We start from the raw sequence: 19,349 nt of genomic DNA, 5'->3' as shown, positions 1-19,349 counted from the left end.
ACATTTGTGAGTACGACCTCCCTGAAGGTCGTACCCGAATCCAGACAACAATAAAAATAGGAATCACCATGCTCCAGATAGCCCGTAAACCTGTTCGTGTGCTGTCCCTTGCTCTGGCTGTCGCGGCCTCGGTACTGGCCCTCAATGCCCAGGCCAAGGATCTGAAGATCGGTTTCAGCCAGGTCACCCTCCAATCCCCGTTCTATGTGCAGCTGCGTGACGGCGCCAAGGCCGCTGCGGCCAAGGACGGTGACGAGTTGATCTTCCTCGATGCCAACGGCGACATCAGCAAGCAGAACAACGATATCCAGGACCTGCTGACCCGCAAGGTCGACGTGCTGATCATCAACGCCGTCAACCCGGATGCCGTGGGCGCCTCCCTGGAAGCAGCCAAGCGCGCCAAAGTCCCGGTCATTGCCGTGGACCGCGCTATCAACGCGCCGGTCGCCGCCACCATTGGGCGTAACAACGCCGAGATGGGCGAGCTGTCCGGCAAGGCGCTGGTGGCCGCGCTCAAACAAAAAGGCGTGGTCAACGGCAAGATCATCGAGATCCAGGGCGATGCCGGCGGCACTGTGATGAAAGAGCGCCGCAAAGGCTTCCACACCGCCCTGGCCGGCACCGACTTCAAAATCATCGACGGCCCTTACAGCGAATACATGCGTGCCAACGCCGTTACCGCGATGCAAGACCTGCTGCAAGCCCACCCCGACCTCAAGGCTGTGATCGCCCACAACGACGACATGGCCATGGGCGCCCTGCAAGTGCTCAACGAAAGCGGCAAGAAAAACGTACTGGTCGCCGGTGTGGATGGCTTGTCGGAAGCCATCAACGCCATCCAGAACGGCGACCAATACGTCGCCACCGCCCTCAACGACCCTCGCTACCTCGGCGAAGTTGCGATTGAAGCGGCCCGCGGTCTGATCAGCGGCAAGACCATCCCGGCGTTTGTCGATGCCGGTACCAAAGTCGTGACCAAGGCAGATGCGGCCGAGATCAAGCACGACGCCACCTTCGGCGAATACCGTCCCGGCGCACTCTGAGTCGCGCTGAACACCTACATTGCCTATCCAACAGGGGAATTCACTGTGAAAGCTGCCGTCATGTACAAACCGGGTGATATCCGGGTCGAAGACGTTCCAAAACCTGCCGTAAAAGCCGGCCATGCCCTGGTGCGCGTCGCTGCCTGCGGCGTGTGCGGCTCGGATATTCCACGCATGCTGAGCAAAGGCGCCCACGTGATGCCGCTGATCTGCGGGCATGAGTTCGCAGGCTTTATCGAAGAGATCGGCAGCGGCGTCGAGGGTTACACCATTGGTGAACTGGTTACCGTGCCACCGATGATTCCCGACGTGACCAGCGATCAGTACGCCCGTGGTTTCCCATCACGCTGCGAGCGCTACGACTACTTTGGCAGCCGCCGCGATGGCGCCTACGCCGAATACGTCAACGTGCCGCTGAGCAACCTGATCAAGGTGCCAGTGGGCATGGACCCGATTGCCGCGTCTCTGGTGGACCCGGCGGCGATTGCCCTGCATGCCATCTGGAAGTCGGACTTTAAGGCCGGGCAGAGCGGCGCAGTGGTCGGTTGCGGGCCGATTGGCCTGTTTGTGATCCAGTGGCTGCGCATCATGGGCGCCAAAGATATCGTCGCCATCGACATTGCCGAAGAGAAGCTCGCCATGGCCCGCGAAGCCGGTGCTACCCACACCTTGCTCAGTGGCGCCTCGGATGCCGACTTGCCACGTTGCCAACTGGTGATTGAAGCGGCGGGCCATCCCAGCTCCATCAACCAGGCGGTGCAATTGACCAAGGCCGGTGGGCATGTGGTGTTTATCGGGATTCCAGCTGGTGAAGTGCCGCTGAGCACTGCGACTTTTTCGCACTTTCTGCGCCAGGAAATCTCCCTGCACGGCGCCTGGAACTCGTTCTCCGCACCGTTCCCGGGGGATGAGTGGACCGCCTCCATCGACAAGCTGGCCTCGGGTGACTTGCAGTGGAAATTCATGATCACCCACGACCTGCCGCTGACCGAGTTGCCGTCGATGTTCCAGCGTTACGCCGACCGCAGTGAAGTGGCGGCCAAGGTGATTTTCCGCCCTTGATGTGCGTGTGATTGGCCCCGCCCTGCAACGCCCGCCGTTGCAGGGTTTAAAACAAAAAGCGTCGGCAGCATAAGACGCAGGAGGACGACCGATGACCTTGTTGTTGGGACTGGATTTCGGAACAGGTGGGGTGCGGGCCGGTTTGTATGACCTGCACAGCCACAAACTGGTGCAGGTGGCCGAGGCGCCTTACCCCACGCAATACCCGCAATTGGGTTGGGCCGAACAGGCGCCAGCCGACTGGTGGTCGGCACTGGGCAAGGCCTGTCGGCAATTGATGAGCCAGGCCGGGCACCCGCAAGTGGCGGCGGTGTGTGTGGCAACCACCGCCTCGACAGTGGTCGCAGCCCAAGCCGACGGCCAACCTTTGGCCCCGGCGTTGCTCTGGATGGATTGCCGCGCCGCCGTCGAGTCAGCACGCACCGCTCACATCACCCACCCGATGATGAACCAGGGTGGCGATGCGGTGGAATGGCTGGTGCCCAAGGCCATGTGGCTGGCCGAGCACCAGCCCGAGGTGTATCGCCAAGCCGCACGTATTTGTGAAGCCGTGGACTGGATTAACTTCCAGCTCACCGGACGCTGGGTCGCCTCCCAGCTCAATGCCAGCTGCAAATGGAACTACGACACCTTGCAGCAACGTTTCCCGGTGGAGCTTTACGCCGAACTGGGCATCCCGGAGCTGGCAGAAAAACTCCCCACCGAGGTGATCAAGGTTGGCGGACGCATCGGCCCACTGACGGGTGAAGCCGCCAATCATTTGGGGTTGAGTCGTGACACCCTGGTGGCCCAAGGCGGCATCGACGCCCATATGGCCATGCTCAGCGCCGGTACTACGGGCGCTGGTGAGCTGCTGTTTATCGGCGGCACATCGGTGGTGCAATTGATGCACACCCCCAAACGCATCGACGTGCCCGGCATCTGGGGGCCTTACCCCGACGCCTTGCTCGACGGCCAATGGCTGATGGAAGGCGGGCAAGTCTCGGCCGGTTCGATCCTCAATTGGCTGGCGCAAAAAATGTTCGGTCTGGACGACGCCGGCCATCAACAGCTGATCCGCCAGGCAGCCCAGTTACAACCGGGCTCTACGGGGCTTTTGGTACTGGATTACTGGATGGGCAACCGCACGCCGTACCGCTCGCCGGACATGCGCGGGGCGATCATGGGCCTGTCCCTCAACCACGACCGCCACGACCTGTATCGCGCCTCGGTGGAAGCCATCGCGCTGGGCTCGGCGAACATCTTCCACACCTGGCGCAGCGAAGGCATCGAGATCACCCGCGTGGTCGCCGCCGGGGGCTTCCAGAAAAACCCGCTGTGGTTGCAGGCTACCGTCGACGCCACCGGTGTACCCTTTGAAATGGTGCCCCACGACAACCTCACGCTGATCGGCACTGCCGCCGCTGCCGCCTGCGCCCTCGGCGAGTTCAGTGACTTGCAACAGGCCGCCAGCGCGTTCACCACCACCGGCCGCCTGATCGAACCCGACCCCTACGCCCACGAGCAATACATCGAACTGCTCGGCCGTTACCGCGCTGCCACCGACAGCGTGGCGCCCATCAGCTGCAAGCCGCCGGCGAACCGCGTGCTCGGCGTAAGGCCGGCAGCATGAGCGCCGAATCGCTGTCACCCAAACCCAGCGCCGACTCCCAGCGCGACGACTTGATGGTGCAGGTCGCCAAGCTGTACTTCGACCTGGAAAAGACCCAGAGCGAAATCTCCAAAGAGACCGGCCTGACCCGCTGGCAAGTCAGCCGCTTGCTGCGCGAAGCGCGCGATTGCGGGGTGGTGCGCATTGATATCGTCGCCCATTCGGCCCGTGTGCCAAGCCTGGAAGTGGCCTTGCAGCGCCGCTTCGGTTTGCGTGAAGCGTTGGTGCTGGACGTGGAGGATGACGACGCCCTCAACGTGGTGACCCAGGCCGCTGCGCGCTACCTGTGCAACCTGCAACCGATGCCAGCGCTGATCGGCGTGTCGTGGGGTCGCACCCTGACCAAGATGGCCCAGTGGCTGGTGCCGCGCTGGAACGAAGGGGTCAATGTGGTACTGCTCAATGGCGCGATCAACACGCGCTCCACCGGGGAGCCCAACCACAACGTCGCCGAGCGTTTTGCCCAGGCGGCGCGCGGCCAGGCTACTTTGCTGCCGGTGCCAGCGATCCTCGGCCATGCCGATACCCGCCAAGCGCTGGAGCAGGACCCGGTGATTGCCCAGGTCATGCGCTTGGGGGAACAGGCACCGGTGGCCTGTTTCAGCTTGGGGGAGCTGTCCGACCACTCGGTGTTGCTGGAGTCCGGCTATATCGACCGGCCCATGCTCGCCGAGCTCGAACGCCTCGGCGCCGTCGGCGACATCATGGGCCGTTTTATCGGCATGGACGGCGAACCGGTGCTGCCCGAACTGGATGCACGCACCCTGGGCCTGCGCCTGTCGGCCCTGCGTGACAAGGAATGGTCGATTGCCGTGTGCGTCGGCAGCCACAAGCACCGCATCGTGCACGCCAGCGTCAACGCCGGTTACGTCAACGTGCTGGCCACCGACGCCGCCACCGCCCGCTATTTGCTGGAGCAGGATCATGAATGAGTTGGCCCTGGAAATACGCCATGTCAGCAAACGCTTCCCACCGAATGTGATTGCGTTGACCGATGCATCTCTCGACGTACGCCCCGGTGAAGTGCACTGCCTGCTGGGCGCCAATGGCGCGGGCAAAAGTACGCTGTTGAAGATCGTCGCTGGTGCCCACCGCCCGGACGGCGGCGAGATGTCCATCGCAGGCACCCCGGTGGAGTTGAAGAACCCGCAACAGGCTCGCCAGGCCGGGATCGCGATGATCTACCAGGAACTGGATCTGATCCCGCAAATGACCGTCGAAGAAAACCTGATGCTCGGCTATGCGCCACGGCGCTTCGGCATGATCGACCGGCGCAAGCGCAGCGCGTTGGCCAAGGCCGCCTTGCAGCGGGTGGGGGCAAATTTTGCCAGCACCGACCGCGTGGGCAGCCTGTCGATTGCCAACCAGCAACTGGCGGCCATCGCCCGCGCGCTGACCTGCGAGGCCAAGGTGGTGGTGATGGATGAACCGTCTGCCGCGCTGAACGAAACCGAGCTTAAGCAGGTGTTCCAGGTGATTCGTGAGATCACTGCCGCTGGCGTGGCCGTGCTGTATGTGAGCCATCGTCTGAATGAGATCCGCGAAATCGGCGACCGCGTCACGGTGCTGCGCGCCGGGCGTACGTTGCAAACCCATGAATTGGCACAGATCGATGACCAAGCGCTGATTGCGGCGGTGGTCGGTGAACACCGCGACTTGCTCGAACGCAGCCCGCGTCAACCGCCGCGCGAAGACTTGGCCCTGAACATCCGCCGCCTGCAAGGCGCGCAAGGCTTGGACGTACGAGAACTACAAGTGCGCCAGGGTGAAATCGTCGGCCTTGCAGGCTTGAACGGCGCCGGCCGCAGCACCTTGCTCAAGGCGCTGTTTGGGGTAGGGCGCAACGACAGCGATGTGGAACTGTTCGGCGAGCCCTATCAGCCGCTGACTTCACGCCAGGCCATCCGCAAAGGCGTCGGCCTAGTGCCGGAAAACCGCAAGACCGAAGGCCTGTTGCTGGACGCGCCGATCTACCGCAATGCCTGCCTGGTGCACGCTCGCCATCTGCGCTGGTTTTCCCACCGCCAGGCCAAGGACCGCGCCGGCCCGGTGCTGCAACGCCTGCAAACCAAGCTCGACAACCTGGAACAACCGGTGCGCCAGTTGTCCGGTGGCAACCAGCAGAAAGTGGTCATGGCCAAGTGGGTGATCGACGGCGCACGCCTGCTGTTGCTGGACGAGCCCAGCCGCGGCCTGGATGTGGGCGCCAAGGCCGACCTGTATGCCTTGGCCCGCAGCCTCGCGCAGGAAGGCGCGGGCGTGTTGGTGGCCAGCAGTGAGCTGGATGAGTTGTACGTCAATTGTGACCGGATCTGGGTCATGCACGAGGGGCGCAACGCGGTGTGTTTTGACCCATTGAGTGCCAGTCGCGACCAGATCGACCAGGCCATCCTTATTGGTAAAAGAGTGTAGAACCATGACTATCGCCAGTAACCCAACACCCGTGTTCGACAAGCCCGTCGCCCTTGCCCCCAGCCGCCGCAGCGCGGTGCTGGAATGGGTGATGCGCTACAACTTCGTGTTCATATTCCTGTTCGCCGTGGCAGTGGCGACGTTCCTGTCGGATGACTTTCTGACCTTCGGCAACATCGCCAACCTGTTCCAGCAAGGCGCGATTGTGGGGATTGTCGCCATTGGCATGACCTTTGTGATCCTCACCGCCAATATCGACCTGTCGGTGGGCAGTTTGTGCGCGTTCGGCGGCATCCTGGTGGCGGTGCTGTTGCAGAATCAGGTCAGCGGTTGGCTTGCAGTACCGGCCACATTGCTGGTGGGGCTGGCGATTGGCACGTTGATGGGCAGCCTGACCGTCTTTGGCAAAGTCCCCAGTTTTATCATCACCCTGGCCGGGCTGGTGTCGTTGCGCGGGGCGACGTTTTTGGCGTCCGATGGCGCGCCGATCGGTGGCTTGCCAGCGAGCTTCACCGGCTTTGGTTCGTCGATGATCGACATCCTGCCGAGCGCGGGCATTGCGTTCCCGGTGCTGGGGCTGATTTTTATCCTGATCACCGTGATCGCCTGGCTGGTGCTGCGCTACACCGTGTTTGGCGAATACGTGCTGGCTACTGGCGGCAACCTCGAAGCAGCGCGCTTGTCCGGCGTGCCGGTACGGGCAGTCACCATTGGCGTGTTTGCCATCTGCGGTGCATTGGCGGCGTTTGCCGGGCTGCTGATGACCTCGCGCCTGCACGTTGGCCAACCCACGGCCGCCCAAGGCCTTGAGCTGGACGCCATCGCCGCCGTGGTGCTGGGCGGCACCAGCCTGTTCGGCGGGCGCGGCAGCGTGGTGGGTACGGCAGTGGCGGTGATGTTGCTGCAAGTGCTGCGCAATATCTTCAATTTGCTGGGGCTGGGTTCGTTTTATCAAATGGCGATTACCGGCGTGATCATCGTGTTGGCCATCCTGCTCAACCGCTTGATCGACCATTACGCCGGGCGCACTTGAGGATAACGACGGATGAATACACCGCAGATCAAGGCCGTGATTTTCGATATGGACGGCTTGTTGCTCGACACCGAGGGCGTCTATACCGAAGTCACCCAGATCATTTCCGACCGCTACCGTGGCCGGGCGTTTGACTGGCAGCTCAAGCAAAACACCATTGGCCTGGGCGCATATGACCTGGCGAGTTATATCGTGCGCGCGCTGGAGCTGCCGATTAGCCCAGAGGTGTTCCTGGAACTGCGTACACCGCTGATGAACGAGCGCTTTCCCCAGGCCGCCGCCATGGCGGGTGCCGAAGCGCTGGTGCGGCACCTGTCGGCCCAGGGCGTGCCCATTGCGGTGGGCACCAGCTCATCGCGGCATTACTTTGAGTTGAAGATCAGTCGGCATCGGGAATGGTTCGGGTTGTTTGACGCGATTGTCACGGCGGACGACCCACAGGTGGGCGCGGCCAAGCCGGCACCGGATATTTTCCTGGTGGCGGCCCAGCGTTTGGGGGTGGTGCCGAGCGATTGCCTGGTGTTCGAGGACTCGCCGTTTGGCATTACAGCGGCGAAGGCGGCGGGGATGTATGCGGTGGCTATCCCGGACCCTGCGATGCCGGAGGAGAAGTTCCGGCATGCTGACAAACGCTTGCAGAGCCTTGAAGCCTTCACGCCAGCGTCATGGGGCCTGCCTGCCTACTAATCCCACCACACCCCCCCTGTGGGAGCGGGCTTGCTCGCGAATGCGCAGTGTCAGCGAATGCAAAGGCGACTGACACACCGCCTTCGCGAGCAAGCCCGCTCCCACACAAGCTCAGTCTTTGAATAACTGATCAGGACTTCACACAAACCCCTGCCCACTGAACCCGCGCGGCAACCGCTGTAACCCCGGCAAGTCGGTCAGGCGCTGCGTCCACGCACTGCGCCAGTCCACTGCAGTATGCGTCTTGGCCTTGCGGTTGGCGCGGCGGGCCGCATTACGCTGCACCCGGCGTGCTTCTTTGTAGGCATCGGTATTGCGGCAAGTGCGGCATTTGACCCGGTTCAGCTCGGTGCTGGAAGGGAGGTTGGTGCCGTGATGGCCGCAGGCCAAGTGGCCGGCGACCTTGAAGTGAATGACCATGTGAGGATCTCCTTCTTAAGGGGGAGGGCGGGAGTAGTTTTCCCGACACCTCAAAATAGTGACCCCGCCCACACAGCCGCGTTCGCTTTTGTTTGTTACCCTGCGTGCACCCAGTCATAAAAAGGAAGTAATGATGAGCGTCGAAACCCTGCCGCAAGAGGGCAGTTGCCGCTGCAACCGTGTGCGTTTCAGCGTCAGCCAGGCCCCGGTGATTACCATGGCTTGTCACTGCACTGGCTGTCAGAAGATGACGTCCAGCGCGTTTTCCCTGAGTGCGCTGATCCCCGCCGCCAGCTTCACCGTGACCCAAGGCTGCCCGGTTGTCGGCGGCTTGCACGGGATGGACCGCCACTACTGTTGCCCGCACTGCATGAGCTGGCTGTTTACTCGCCCCCATGGCATTGACGAGTTCGTCAATGTACGCGCTACATTGCTGGATAACGCCCGTGGATACGTGCCGTTCATGGAGACCTGGACAAGCGAGAAGCTGCCCTGGGCTTCGACCCCAGCGGTGGAAAGCTTTGCGCAACTGCCCAAACCCCAAGACTTCCCACGGTTGTTGCAGGCCTACGCCGAGTTCAATCAATAAGCGCCAACAGGTCGGTGTCCCCCACATCCACGCCCGCCTGGGTCAGCAAGGTTGTCGCCTGGCCCCGGTGGTGGGTCTGGTGGTTGAAGAAATGCACCAGCAGGCTGAAGAAGTTCTTGTGCGCCGGCATTCCGCGCATGTTTTGGTAGTGCAGGCGGTGATCCAGGTCCGGCGCCTGCACCGTCTGCACCCAATCGATGATCAGTTGGTCCAGCCAGGCGCGATGGGCAGCAAGCTGGCGGATATCGGCAAATACCAGTTGCCTGAGGTCGGTGGGCGTGGCGATGGCTTCCAGCGGCGCCAGCGCTGAATAGCCCGCCGGGTGCAAGGCGAAGCGCTTGAGCCACACCGTATCGCCCAATGCCAGGTGGTTGAGCGTGCCCAAGATCGAACCGAAAAATGCCTGCCGGTCCATGGCCAACTGTTCATCGCTCAGGGTGGCGGCCGCGTGGTAGAGCTTGCGGTTCATCCATTGGTTGTAGTGCGCCAGTAGCGCGATGTGTTCGGTCCGGTTCACCTGGGTTTCTCTCGTCGGCGCAGTGGCGCCATCATAAGCCGTGCCCGCCCGGCGGTCATGGTGTTCCGGCGGGCGCGGGCTATGGTTGTTAGACGCCATTACTGGGCCTTCGGAGGGTGACACCATGAACACCAGCGATCTACTCGAACAACTCCTGCGCGCCGGGCAACCAGGCGGTGGCTCCTCGGGCGGTGGCCTGGGTGGCTTGCTCGGCGGTCTCTTGAAAGGCACCAGCACCGGCAATGCCTCGGCCGGTGGCGGCCTGGGTGATTTGCTGGGTGGCCTGGGCGGCATGCTGGGCGGTGGTGCGGCGCCACGTACGGCCTCAGGACGTTCCGGCGGCATGAACTACGCGGCGCTGGCATCCCTTGGCATGGCGGCCTTCCAGGCCTATCAAGCCTGGCAACGCCAGCAGGCCAGTGCACCCCAGCAAGCGTTCCAGACGGTCGACCAACTCGATGGCGCCGCTGCCGAAGCCCACAGCCACGCCGTGTTGCGCGCCCTGATCGCGGCGGCCAAGGCGGACGGGCGTATCGATGAGCAAGAGCAGCAGATGATCGCCAGTGAGCTGGGCAAGCACACCAACGACCCGCAGTTGCAGCAGTGGCTCGACGCTGAAGTCGCCAAGCCCCTGGATGCCACGGACTTTGCCGAATTCGCTGGCGACCCGGCGTTGGCGGCCGAGGTGTACCTGGCCAGTGTGATGCTGGTGGACGACCAGCAGGACGCCGAACGTAATTACCTCGACGACCTGGCGGGCCAATTGCAAATCAACCCGCAACTGCAAGTGCACCTGGAGCAGCAGGCTCACCCAGCGGTGTAAAACCTGATCAGTACCACTGCTTGAAGCGGCGGATGTAGATCGTTTTCATCAGTTGGGCCACGCAGCAGTAGCTGAGCAAGGTGCCCACCAGCCATGGGAAGTACGCCAGCGGCAGCGGCTCAAGGCCCACCAGGGTGCCCAGCGGCGAGAAGGGCACGTAGATACCCAACGCAATCACCACGCCGGTCATCATCAATACCGGCCAGGCCGCCGTGCTCTGGAAGAACGGGATCTTGCGGGTGCGCAACATGTGCACCACCAGGGTTTGCGAGAGCAGCCCCTCAATGAACCAGCCGGACTGGAACAGGGTCTGCATTTGCACGCTGTTGGCCGAAAACACGTACCACATCAGCGCAAACGTGGTGATGTCGAAGATCGACGAGGTAGGCCCGATCCAGACCATGAACCGGCCGATGTTTTTTGCATCCCACTTGCGCGGCTTGGCCAGGTATTCCTTGTCCATCTTGTCCCACGGCAAGGCCAGTTGGGAGATGTCGTACATCAGGTTTTGCAGCAGCAAATGGATCGACAGCATCGGCAGGAACGGGATGAACGCGCTGGCCACCAGCACCGAGAACACGTTGCCGAAGTTGGAGCTGGCGGTCATGTTCAGGTACTTCATGATATTGCCGAAGGTCTCGCGGCCTTTGAGCACGCCTTCTTCCAGCACCATCAGGCTTTTTTCCAGCAGGATGATATCGGCTGATTCCTTGGCGATATCCGTGCCGCTGTCTACCGAAATCCCCACGTCGGCATCGCGCAGCGCAGGCGCATCGTTGATGCCGTCGCCGAGGAAACCCACGGTATGGCCGTTGGCTTGCAGCGCCTTGAGCACGCGGGACTTCTGCAGCGGTGTGAGCTTGGCGAATACCGTACGTTCTTCCACGCGGCGCAGCAGGGTGGCGTCGTCCATACCTTCGATTTCTGCGCCGAGCAGCGGCTGCCCTGGGTCGAGGCCGACCTGGCGGCAGATCTTGCTGGTGACCACGGCGTTATCGCCGGTGAGTACCTTCACCGCCACGCCGATCTGTTGCAGCGCGGCAATCGCCGGCCCTGCGGTTTCCTTTGGCGGGTCGAGGAAAGTCAGGAAGCCCTGCATCACCAGGTTGCGCTCATCGGCGGTGGTGTACTGCCGGCGGGCCAACGCTTGGGGAATAGCGCGGGTCGCCACCACCAGCACGCGGAAGCCGTCTTCGTTGTAGTCGTTGGTCAGCGCCAGCAACTCGTTGCGGCGGCGTTCATCCAGCGGCACGGCATCGCCACTTTCCATCACATGGGTGCAAATGCTCAGCATCTCTTCCACGGCGCCTTTGCACACCAGCAGTTGGTCTCCCGCGGGGTCCTTGACCACGATGGACAGGCGACGGCGTACAAAGTCGAAGGGCAATTCATCGACCTTGCTGTAGGCAAACGGCACCTGGAACTTGGGGTTATGTTGCGAAAACTGCACCACGGCCTGGTCCATCAGGTTTTTCATGCCGCTTTGGTGATGGCTGTTGAGCCAGGCCAGGGTCAGTACCCCATCATCGCGCTGGCCGAAAGCGTTGACGTGGTGTTCGAGGATGATCTTGTCCTGGGTCAGGGTGCCGGTCTTGTCGGTACACAGCACATCCATCGAGCCGAAGTTCTGGATCGCGTTGAGGCGCTTGACCACCACTTTGCGCTTGGCCATGGCGGTGGCGCCCTTGGCCAGGTTGGCGCTGACGATCATCGGCAGCATTTCCGGGGTGAGCCCCACCGCCACCGCCAGGGCGAACAGGAACGCGTCGCCCCAATCGCCTTTGGAGAAGCCGTTGAGGAAGAACACAATCGGCACCATCACCAGCATGAAGCGGATCAGCAGCCAACTGACGCTGTTCACCCCGCGATCGAACGCGGTTTGCACCCGCGAGCCGACAATTGCCTTAGCCAGTGAACCGAAATACGTGCGCGGTCCAGTGGCGACCACGACGGCTTTGGCGCGGCCGCTGACCACGTTGGTGCCCATAAAGCAGATGTTCGGCAAATCCAGCAGGTTGTTTTGGTCGGCGGCCAAGTACGCCGCGGATTTTTGCGTCACGTCGCCGAGGGTGTCGTACTTCTCCACGGGCAGGGCTTCGCCGGTGAGCACCGCCTGGCTGATAAACAGGTCGCGGGATTCGATCAGGCGGATATCCGCTGGGATCATGTCGCCGGCCGAGAGCTGCACGATATCGCCGGCTACCAGGTCGCGCATCGGCACTTCCCGCAGGCTCGGCTCGCCGCCCACTTGCCCACGGCGCAGCACCGTCGCGGTGGTACGCACCATGGCCTTCAAGGCCTCGGCGGATTTTGCCGAACGGTGCTCCTGCCAGAACCGCAGCAGGCTGCTGAGCAATACCATGGTCATGATGATGATGACTTTGGTCGGATCAGCGTCTTCACCGGCCTGCATCGGTAGCCAGCAATCGGTGACGAAGCTGATGCCACCCAGGGTCATCAGCACGTAGATAAAGGGGTTGTTCAGGGCCTGTAGGAACTGGATAAGGGCGTGGGGCGGCTTGTCATGGGCGACCTCGTTGTAGCCTTCGCGTTGTAGGCGGGCGGCGGCGTCCAATTCGGTCAGGCCTTCCTGGGTGGCACGTAGGTTGGCCAAGGTAGCTGACAGGCCATTGTGGGCTTCGCGGGCGGCACGCATCGACAGTTTGGTGTCGGCGTCGCTGGCAGTTTTTTTAAGCAGTGGCGTGTTTTTCAGGGTGCTCATTGTGTGTACTCCTGTCGCCAATTTTTCGACAAAACATACCCGATGCTGACCCGGTGACAGGCGAGCGAAAGCATGCCGAGCCGCAAACTTCGCGATCGGTTTAAATAGGGGCTTACATAGAGTTTGTCTGGGCGTTAGTTAACTAACGCGCAGCGCAATACAACTGGAGTTGTTCTTGAAGAACACCAGGGTATTGATCAGTAGTTGCTGTTTTCAGCAGGTCAGGCAGCGCAAAGACCCAGGCTGAAAACCTTCGGTCTCTGTGGGTCTTGAGGGGAGGGGGTGACAAAGGCCGAACGCACCGGAAAAAATCCGGCAGGGGCACGGCACAGCTTGGCACGCAGGGCCAGGGCTTGCGTGCGCACATCAAGTAAAACTTGGGTTTGGAAGGTCATAACACACCTCTGGACCGGACGGGCGACCGGTGAGGCAGTTACGGTGGAGCATCAAGCTCTAGCGCAGCTTACCGGACCGGGGAGGCGAGTCCTGTCATATTCTGGGTTTTGCGCCCGATGCCCGCCAACGCGGTGCTCGGACAGCGACTAGATACTGTGTCCATTGGCTTCTTTTGTGAGTTTTAAAAAAGGCCCAAGTTGTGGGCACGGGCAATCTACTCAGCCAGTTACAAAATGTCAACGGATGGATAATTAAAATGCCCGACGTTCAGAGTGTGTTCAGATAAGAGGTACGCGATATATAACTTCATATACCCTGAGCGGCCAAAACTGCCAGGTAGATTAATACCAAACCGCACGCGCCATGACTCACCCGCTGCCAGGTGGGTGATGCATTTTTGCGCAACAGATTCACCAGCGCCGCAATCAGGAAGCAGGACAGTACCGAGGCCAGCATGAACCCGGCGAAGAACATCAGGGTTTGGCCCTGACTTGGCGTTGCGCCCACGATGCCCGACAGCGCGCTACCCAGCGCTCCCCAATAGACAATGTTCTTCGGGTTGGCCAGGGAAATCGCCGCACCCACCGCCAGCGCGTTTTTGCTGGAATTGACCGGGGCGCTATCGGCCTGAGGCAAGCGCCGGGCGTCCATCAGGCTTTGCACGCCGAGCCAGGCCAGGTAAACGGCGCAGGCGATGGTCAGCGGTACGCGCACGGCGTCATGCTGGATCAACAGGGCGATGCCGGTAAGGCCGATCACCGCCCAGACGGCATCCCCCACCAGCGAGCCGACCTGCACCAGCAAAGCCGGGGTAAAACCGTGCAGCAGGCCCCGGCGCAGGGTTTCTGCGAGCACGGCGCCAGGGGACAGGCAGAACACAAAACCGAACACCAACGCGTAGAAAAAGATCGTCAACATGCCCACTTTCCTTACAAGAGATGGCGGGCATTTTGCAGATGCAACGGCGTGTTGTCTTGAACCAGATTGCGCTGTTCAGCGTTTCAATACGCTTTGGTAACGACCGGGGGTGACGCCGTAGGCCGCGCGAAAGTGGCGGTTGAGATGACTTTGATCGGCAAAACCCAGGTCATGGGCCACGTCGCAGGCGGCCCTACCGTTGAGCAACAGGCCTCTGGCACGGCGGGTGCGCAGTTGCATGGCCCACTGCCGGGGACTCAGGCCGGTTTCTTTCTGGAAGGTGCGCAGTAAGTGGAATTTGGACAACCCCAGCTCATCCCCCAATTGATCCAGGGGCAGCGACAAATGCAGGGATTCGGCAAGCAATTCTTGAGCACGGTTGATCAGGTTTTTACCGGTGGCCGCGCTGCCCGGTAGGCGGACGCCGCTGGCCTGAACCACGTCACCCAGTAACACGACCAAGGCGTCCTCGCTCACTTCACGCGCCAGCGCGTCGCTGCCCAGCGCGCCCTTTACCGCAGCGGCGAGGCGTAGGGCAAGATCGGGCTCAAAGCACAGCGAACGATCAAACTCCAACTGCGCCAGCCCCAGGTCGGCAGCCAATTGCTCTGCACTGATGTACAGGCTCACAAACTGCCACGGCGCGCCGTCGGCCGCGCCACCGCCTTGAATCTGACCTGGATTGTACAAGGTGATTGAACCCGGCCCAGCCGCGAACTCCCGGCGATCGAGCCACACCTTTTCCTCGCCCACCAGGTTGACGCCGATCACGCATTCGTCATGGCTGTGGCGGGCAAAGTTAAGGCCGGTGCAGGTGGTGCTGCTCAGTTCGTAGTTGCCAAGCCAGGCGTGTTGCATGGGGTTCATCGGGTCGGCTCATGGCATGCAGAGGCGTGGAGCATAGCTAAATACTCAGGCGCAAGGCGAGGGCGGCAAGGGTCACCAGCAGCACCGGCACCGTCAGCACGATCCCGACCTTGAAGTAGTAACCCCAGGTGATGGTAATGCCCTTGCGCGCCAGGATATGCAGCCACAACAAGGTCGCCAGGCTGCCGATGGGGGTGATTTTGGGGCCCAGGTCGCTGCCGATCACGTTGGCGTAGATCATCGCATCCTTGATCACGCCCACGGCGTGGCTCGACTCGATGGACAGTGCTCCGATCAATACAGTGGGCAGGTTGTTCATCACCGATGACAGCAGCGCCGTCAGCACCCCAGTGCCCATCGCCGCACCCCAGATGCCGTAGGTGGCGAAGGTAGCGAGCCACGTCGCCAGGTAATTGGTGAGTCCGGCATTGCGCAAGCCGTAGACCACCAGGTACATGCCCAGGGAGAAAATCACGATCTGCCACGGCGCTTCCTTCAATACCTTGCGCGTGGAGATCTTGTGGCCCTTGGCGGCGATGACCAGCAAGAGCACCGCGCATGCTGCGGAAATCGCACTGATGGGAATACCCAGTGGTTCCAGTGCGAAGCAGCCGACCAGCAGGATGCCCAGTACCCACCAACCCGCGCGGAAAGTGGCGCGGTCGTGTATGGCGCTGGCGGGGTCATCCAGGTCGGCGGGGTTGTAGGTGTGGGGAATATCGCGGCGGAAAAACCACAGCAGCACCGTCAGGGTGGCCGCCACGCTGATGAAGTTGACCGGCACCATCACCGCTGCGTATTCGTTGAAGCCGATCTTGAAATAGTCCGCCGAGACAATATTCACCAGGTTCGACACCACCAGCGGCAGGCTCGCCGTGTCGGCAATAAACCCGGCGCCCATCACAAAGGCGAGGGTCGCCGCCGGGGAAAAGCGCAGTGCCAGCAGCATCGACATCACGATAGGCGTGAGGATCAACGCTGCCCCATCATTGGCAAACAGCGCCGACACCAGCGCCCCCAGCAGCACCATATAGGCAAACAACCGCCGGCCACGGCCTCGGCCCCAGCGCGTCACGTGCAAGGCCGCCCAGGCAAAGAAGCCAGCTTCGTCCAACAGCAGGCTGATGATGATCAGCGCGACAAAGGTGCCGGTGGCGTTCCAGATGATGTGCCACACCGCTGGAATGTCGGCCAGGCTGATCACGCCACAGGCCAGCGCCAGGATCGCCCCCAGCGATGCGCTCCACCCTACACCCAGCCCTTTGGGTTGCCAGATGACCAATACGATGGTGAGCAGAAAGATGCCAACGGCAATAAGCATGAATGTCCCCGGGAAGGCTAAAAAGAGCCTAAAGATTGACCTGCGCCAACGTCTATTAATTCAGCCACAAGTGACTGAAATTAAAATGAAACACGAGTGTCCTAAAGTGCCCGACCATTGGTGATAAAGGAAGTAACCGCGTGACCCGTGCCACTCGCAATCTGCGCAAGACCCTCGATTCCGTCGCGGAAAATAACGAAACCGCCGCGTTTGACCTGATGCGCGCCGTCGAAAAACTCGGCGACGAAGTGCTGCGCCAGCGCTTGCTCAATACCATCCACCGGTTGAACCAGGATGCCCACGAACTGCGTGAAGCGCGGGATTCGGTGGAGCAAGTGTCCGTCAGGCTGGCATGACTGCTTCATTCAAATGAGGAGGAGAGTTCCTAGGAACGGCAGAATCAACGACCACGACTCAGTATCAGAGCACCTGACACGTTTCTGATCACCTGAGGCCGTAACATGTTACCGACAAATGTTTTGGGTTCGTATTTTGATGCAACGGCACGTCGCATCGATGCCAACAGCCCTGAAGAGCAGCCACAAGTCCGTACACCTGATCCAGCCACCACTCGCGCAAAAGGCACCGAAAAACCCCTCACCCTGCGCCCGCCTACCGTCACGCCTGAGCTAAGCGACTATATCAAGACGATTACGTCAGGCTTTCTTAGCCCATCACAGACTGCGTCAAACATCGTAAGCACTGCAATCAAGAACACCTGGAAAATCGATATCGACCCCGACAAGGCACGCATCGCGACATTCAACTATGAAATCGGCCAACCCAAGCCTGCCCCAGGCAAATTACTCAATAGCATCACGCTGACGGACGCCGCGCTTAAGAATATGCGCGATAAAAACCCGGAAGATGAATCGGTGGGCGCCGAACGGCCGTGGTGGCTGAAGATGCTGGACGTTGCAAAAAAGGGCTCGCCCTTGGCCGCCGCTATTGAGCATACCCGCGACATTCTTCATTACGCCCATACTCACGAGTACATCATTCCGGGGTTTTCTCCCGATCCTCAACACGTTTATCAAACCCATGAAAAACTGCACCACAGCCCCCAAGCGTTCAGGGACTTGATGAGGCAGACGGAACTCAGCGAGCCCTACAAGGCGTATCTGGACAAATTTTGGCCGGCCAATGAAGAGAACTACACACAAAGCAGCAAGTTTGCATTTGCCGCTGCCGCACAGATCCAGCTCAAGGAAGGCAGCCTCAGCAATTATGAAACCACGCTGGTCATGCGCGCAGCGGGGTTTGGCGCCAACAGCCGCTTGAGTGATATGGCGCCGAGCGGGCTGAAGGCGGGCTATCGTAAAGACCCCAACATCGAGACCGGGTTGCTGTCGATCAATGGCAGTCCTTCTACCAGCCTGGTCTATGTCACTGACAAACAGTCGCGCCTTAACGCCAAAGGCAAAAAGGTCCACCACACCCTGCTGTATATACCTGGTAACTCCTCGCCGATTCATCGATTTGAAAGCGTCGCGCAGATGAAAAGCTGGTTGGCGGATCAGGCCGCAGATCCGAATAAACGTGCGCAATTGAGCACACACTTCGAGGAGAACGATCAAGATGACAAGGTATTCTCGAGTGGCGTGAAACAGGCGCTCGCAGGACTTGGCGGGTGGACCGAGGCCCATCGACCCAACAAGTTGGGATTTGAGTCACCCAATGAGTGGGACCCGCAGACCTATATCACCACCGTGCCTGTGGATGACGACCCTTTCCATACGATGACCCAGCGGCAAAAAGCGCGCTCCTACGCGGATGCTGCCCACGACATCGTGACCGATGGCGATGTGCTCAAGCGCCGGGCTGTCAACCTTGCCGAGGCTGCGACCGTCGCAGCGCTGATGCTCACGCCCCTGGCGATGGTCATCCCTGAAGTGGCCGTGGCGGTGGAAGCGGCCTATGTGGCCGCCGGTGCTGTCGAAGCCGGCGCAGGCATCGATGACGCGGTGCACGGTAAATCCACCGCAAAGGACCGCATCGTCTTCGGGTTGCTCAATGCCGCTCCAGCGCTTATGCATTTGCCTTCGCGGTTGCCGGGCCTTTCGGCAATGGCGCACACCACTGAAACCGCGGCATCTGCCAGTAGACCCCACGTTGAATTCGAGGAAGTATTTGACAGCGAACAGCCGCGACAAACTCGCCAGATTGTAGAGTTGGCCGCCGACGATGAGCAACCAAGCGCGACTAAACGCGTACACCTGGACAACGCAGAGGATACGGGGGCGGTGAAACGCAGCAAACCGGCCGACGACGCCAGGGACCTGAACAAGATCAATGACCTGGTTTTTACCTTCGTCGACACCTACAACGGTGTAGAACGACTCAATATTGTGGCTGAGGGTGGCCTACAGCACAGCGGAGCCGACGCCGTCGCAGATATGATGCTCGATGATGTGCGCTACGATGCGACCGAGTTGTTGGACTTGTTGTGGGATAACGATGTAGCCCCCGAGGAGTACGCCAATGTCCGCCTGTTGATGTGCAACGCGGGTAAGGGGGCGGAGCGCTCTTTTGCCGCGCAGTTCCAGGAGCTCGTCAATGTACCGGTCAAGGCTTACGCCAGCAGAGTGACGGCGCAATTTACGCTGGACGATATCCAGGCGGTCTTCGAACCCAAGGCCCGCACCCAAAAGGTGGTGAAATTTGATGGCGTGCTGCCTGCGGAACGTCGGCACCGGGTGATCAAGCAGAACCCTTACTCCTCAGACGTAAACGGTCCCGATTACAGCAACCACGCACGCTTTACTTATGACCCCGTGCATTTTCCGCCACGCTCGGAAAATCCGAAACCTGTGCTGGCCGGCAGCTCGATGCCGGAGCTATAAAGCGCGCAAGATCGTTCAAGACAAGCCGCGTGTTGGGCTGGCATG

At 61.0% G+C, this 19,349-nt stretch carries 17 protein-coding genes; 11 read left to right on the top strand and 6 right to left on the bottom strand.

Translation table 11 applies throughout. The features are described 5' to 3' along the window. Positions 1 to 68: 68 nt before the first annotated feature. The 7 genes from ACLD1Y_RS04565 to ACLD1Y_RS04535 all read left to right on the top strand — a co-directional run bounded on the left by ACLD1Y_RS04565 (position 69) and on the right by ACLD1Y_RS04535 (position 7,888). Positions 69 to 1,043, top strand: coding sequence for a substrate-binding domain-containing protein (locus ACLD1Y_RS04565; RefSeq protein ID WP_429475861.1), 975 nt, complete (start codon positions 69 to 71; stop codon positions 1,041 to 1,043). Positions 1,044 to 1,088: 45 nt separating this feature from the next. Then, a complete protein-coding gene (locus ACLD1Y_RS04560) occupies positions 1,089 to 2,105 on the top strand; it encodes a galactitol-1-phosphate 5-dehydrogenase (RefSeq protein WP_429475859.1) in 1,017 nt (338 codons plus the stop codon). A gap of 91 nt (positions 2,106 to 2,196) precedes the next feature. Beyond that, positions 2,197 to 3,717 (top strand): FGGY-family carbohydrate kinase, encoded by a 1,521-nt coding sequence (locus tag ACLD1Y_RS04555; protein ID WP_429475857.1) that lies wholly within the window; start codon positions 2,197 to 2,199, stop codon positions 3,715 to 3,717. Beyond that, entirely contained in the window at positions 3,714 to 4,688 is a 975-nt protein-coding gene (locus ACLD1Y_RS04550; RefSeq protein WP_429475855.1) for a sugar-binding transcriptional regulator, read from the top strand. The genes ACLD1Y_RS04555 and ACLD1Y_RS04550 overlap by 4 nt, the downstream gene beginning before the upstream one ends. Beyond that, positions 4,681 to 6,168 carry a sugar ABC transporter ATP-binding protein gene (locus ACLD1Y_RS04545; protein ID WP_429475853.1) on the top strand — a complete coding sequence of 496 codons (1,488 nt, stop codon included), beginning with the start codon at positions 4,681 to 4,683 and terminating at the stop codon, positions 6,166 to 6,168. Before ACLD1Y_RS04550 ends, ACLD1Y_RS04545 begins: the two co-directional genes overlap by 8 nt. 4 nt (positions 6,169 to 6,172) lie before the next feature. Beyond that, entirely contained in the window at positions 6,173 to 7,201 is a 1,029-nt protein-coding gene (locus ACLD1Y_RS04540) for an ABC transporter permease (RefSeq protein ID WP_429475851.1), read from the top strand. A 12-nt stretch (positions 7,202 to 7,213) separates the two neighbouring features. Beyond that, entirely contained in the window at positions 7,214 to 7,888 is a 675-nt protein-coding gene (locus ACLD1Y_RS04535) for an HAD-IA family hydrolase (protein ID WP_429475849.1), read from the top strand. A 138-nt stretch (positions 7,889 to 8,026) separates the two neighbouring features. On the opposite strand, the gene ACLD1Y_RS04530 is transcribed toward ACLD1Y_RS04535, so the two are convergent. Then, positions 8,027 to 8,308, bottom strand: a complete 282-nt coding sequence (locus ACLD1Y_RS04530) for a hypothetical protein (RefSeq protein WP_429475847.1) — start codon at positions 8,306 to 8,308, stop codon at positions 8,027 to 8,029. Positions 8,309 to 8,441: 133 nt separating this feature from the next. Between ACLD1Y_RS04530 and ACLD1Y_RS04525 the strand changes: the two genes are divergently transcribed. Then, positions 8,442 to 8,897, top strand: coding sequence for a GFA family protein (locus ACLD1Y_RS04525; RefSeq protein WP_429475845.1), 456 nt, complete (start codon positions 8,442 to 8,444; stop codon positions 8,895 to 8,897). On the opposite strand, the gene ACLD1Y_RS04520 is transcribed toward ACLD1Y_RS04525, so the two are convergent. Beyond that, complete coding sequence (locus tag ACLD1Y_RS04520) at positions 8,887 to 9,414, bottom strand: DinB family protein (RefSeq protein ID WP_429475998.1); 528 nt, start codon at positions 9,412 to 9,414, stop codon at positions 8,887 to 8,889. The two genes, ACLD1Y_RS04525 and ACLD1Y_RS04520, sit on opposite strands and share 11 nt — an antisense overlap. Before the next feature lie 124 nt (positions 9,415 to 9,538). Here ACLD1Y_RS04520 and ACLD1Y_RS04515 point away from each other — a divergent pair, with 124 nt between their 5' ends. Beyond that, entirely contained in the window at positions 9,539 to 10,237 is a 699-nt protein-coding gene (locus tag ACLD1Y_RS04515) for a tellurite resistance TerB family protein (protein ID WP_429475844.1), read from the top strand. A 7-nt stretch (positions 10,238 to 10,244) separates the two neighbouring features. Here ACLD1Y_RS04515 and mgtA read toward each other — a convergent pair whose 3' ends face one another. The 4 genes from mgtA to ACLD1Y_RS04495 form a co-directional block, all read right to left on the bottom strand. Next, complete coding sequence (gene mgtA, locus ACLD1Y_RS04510) at positions 10,245 to 12,959, bottom strand: magnesium-translocating P-type ATPase (protein WP_429475842.1); 2,715 nt, start codon at positions 12,957 to 12,959, stop codon at positions 10,245 to 10,247. Positions 12,960 to 13,661: 702 nt separating this feature from the next. Then, positions 13,662 to 14,273: a LysE family transporter gene (locus ACLD1Y_RS04505; RefSeq protein ID WP_429475840.1), complete on the bottom strand. Its 612-nt coding sequence runs from the start codon at positions 14,271 to 14,273 to the stop codon at positions 13,662 to 13,664. Between the two features lie 75 nt (positions 14,274 to 14,348). After that, positions 14,349 to 15,140 (bottom strand): helix-turn-helix domain-containing protein, encoded by a 792-nt coding sequence (locus ACLD1Y_RS04500; RefSeq protein ID WP_429475838.1) that lies wholly within the window; start codon positions 15,138 to 15,140, stop codon positions 14,349 to 14,351. 37 nt (positions 15,141 to 15,177) lie between these two features. Beyond that, positions 15,178 to 16,461, bottom strand: coding sequence for an arsenic transporter (locus tag ACLD1Y_RS04495; RefSeq protein WP_429475836.1), 1,284 nt, complete (start codon positions 16,459 to 16,461; stop codon positions 15,178 to 15,180). Positions 16,462 to 16,601: 140 nt separating this feature from the next. Between ACLD1Y_RS04495 and ACLD1Y_RS04490 the strand changes: the two genes are divergently transcribed. Both ACLD1Y_RS04490 and ACLD1Y_RS04485 read left to right on the top strand, forming a co-directional pair. Continuing rightward, positions 16,602 to 16,817, top strand: a complete 216-nt coding sequence (locus ACLD1Y_RS04490) for a hypothetical protein (RefSeq protein WP_025856028.1) — start codon at positions 16,602 to 16,604, stop codon at positions 16,815 to 16,817. Between the two features lie 105 nt (positions 16,818 to 16,922). Further along, positions 16,923 to 19,304 (top strand): dermonecrotic toxin domain-containing protein, encoded by a 2,382-nt coding sequence (locus tag ACLD1Y_RS04485; protein ID WP_429475833.1) that lies wholly within the window; start codon positions 16,923 to 16,925, stop codon positions 19,302 to 19,304. Positions 19,305 to 19,349: the final 45 nt, after the last annotated feature.

This window comes from Pseudomonas sp. 18175 (genome assembly GCF_050432925.1).
Lineage (GTDB): Bacteria > Pseudomonadota > Gammaproteobacteria > Pseudomonadales > Pseudomonadaceae > Aquipseudomonas.
The sequence above is the reverse complement of the archived record's forward strand: the minus strand, read 5'-3'. Positions and strand labels throughout refer to the sequence as shown.

Excerpts from the sequence above, each read along its gene's own strand:
- ACLD1Y_RS04545 (WP_429475853.1), top strand. The coding sequence starts at position 4,681 with ATGAATGAGTTGGCCCTGGAAATACGCCATGTCAGCAAACGCTTCCCA.
- ACLD1Y_RS04485 (WP_429475833.1), top strand. The coding sequence starts at position 16,923 with ATGTTACCGACAAATGTTTTGGGTTCGTATTTTGATGCAACGGCACGT.
- mgtA (WP_429475842.1), bottom strand. The coding sequence starts at position 12,959 with ATGAGCACCCTGAAAAACACGCCACTGCTTAAAAAAACTGCCAGCGAC.
- ACLD1Y_RS04535 (WP_429475849.1), top strand. The coding sequence starts at position 7,214 with ATGAATACACCGCAGATCAAGGCCGTGATTTTCGATATGGACGGCTTG.
- ACLD1Y_RS04500 (WP_429475838.1), bottom strand. The coding sequence starts at position 15,140 with ATGAACCCCATGCAACACGCCTGGCTTGGCAACTACGAACTGAGCAGC.
- ACLD1Y_RS04525 (WP_429475845.1), top strand. The coding sequence starts at position 8,442 with ATGAGCGTCGAAACCCTGCCGCAAGAGGGCAGTTGCCGCTGCAACCGT.
- ACLD1Y_RS04555 (WP_429475857.1), top strand. The coding sequence starts at position 2,197 with ATGACCTTGTTGTTGGGACTGGATTTCGGAACAGGTGGGGTGCGGGCC.
- ACLD1Y_RS04550 (WP_429475855.1), top strand. The coding sequence starts at position 3,714 with ATGAGCGCCGAATCGCTGTCACCCAAACCCAGCGCCGACTCCCAGCGC.
- ACLD1Y_RS04495 (WP_429475836.1), bottom strand. The coding sequence starts at position 16,461 with ATGCTTATTGCCGTTGGCATCTTTCTGCTCACCATCGTATTGGTCATC.
- ACLD1Y_RS04505 (WP_429475840.1), bottom strand. The coding sequence starts at position 14,273 with ATGTTGACGATCTTTTTCTACGCGTTGGTGTTCGGTTTTGTGTTCTGC.
- ACLD1Y_RS04540 (WP_429475851.1), top strand. The coding sequence starts at position 6,173 with ATGACTATCGCCAGTAACCCAACACCCGTGTTCGACAAGCCCGTCGCC.
- ACLD1Y_RS04565 (WP_429475861.1), top strand. The coding sequence starts at position 69 with ATGCTCCAGATAGCCCGTAAACCTGTTCGTGTGCTGTCCCTTGCTCTG.
- ACLD1Y_RS04515 (WP_429475844.1), top strand. The coding sequence starts at position 9,539 with ATGAACACCAGCGATCTACTCGAACAACTCCTGCGCGCCGGGCAACCA.
- ACLD1Y_RS04530 (WP_429475847.1), bottom strand. The coding sequence starts at position 8,308 with ATGGTCATTCACTTCAAGGTCGCCGGCCACTTGGCCTGCGGCCATCAC.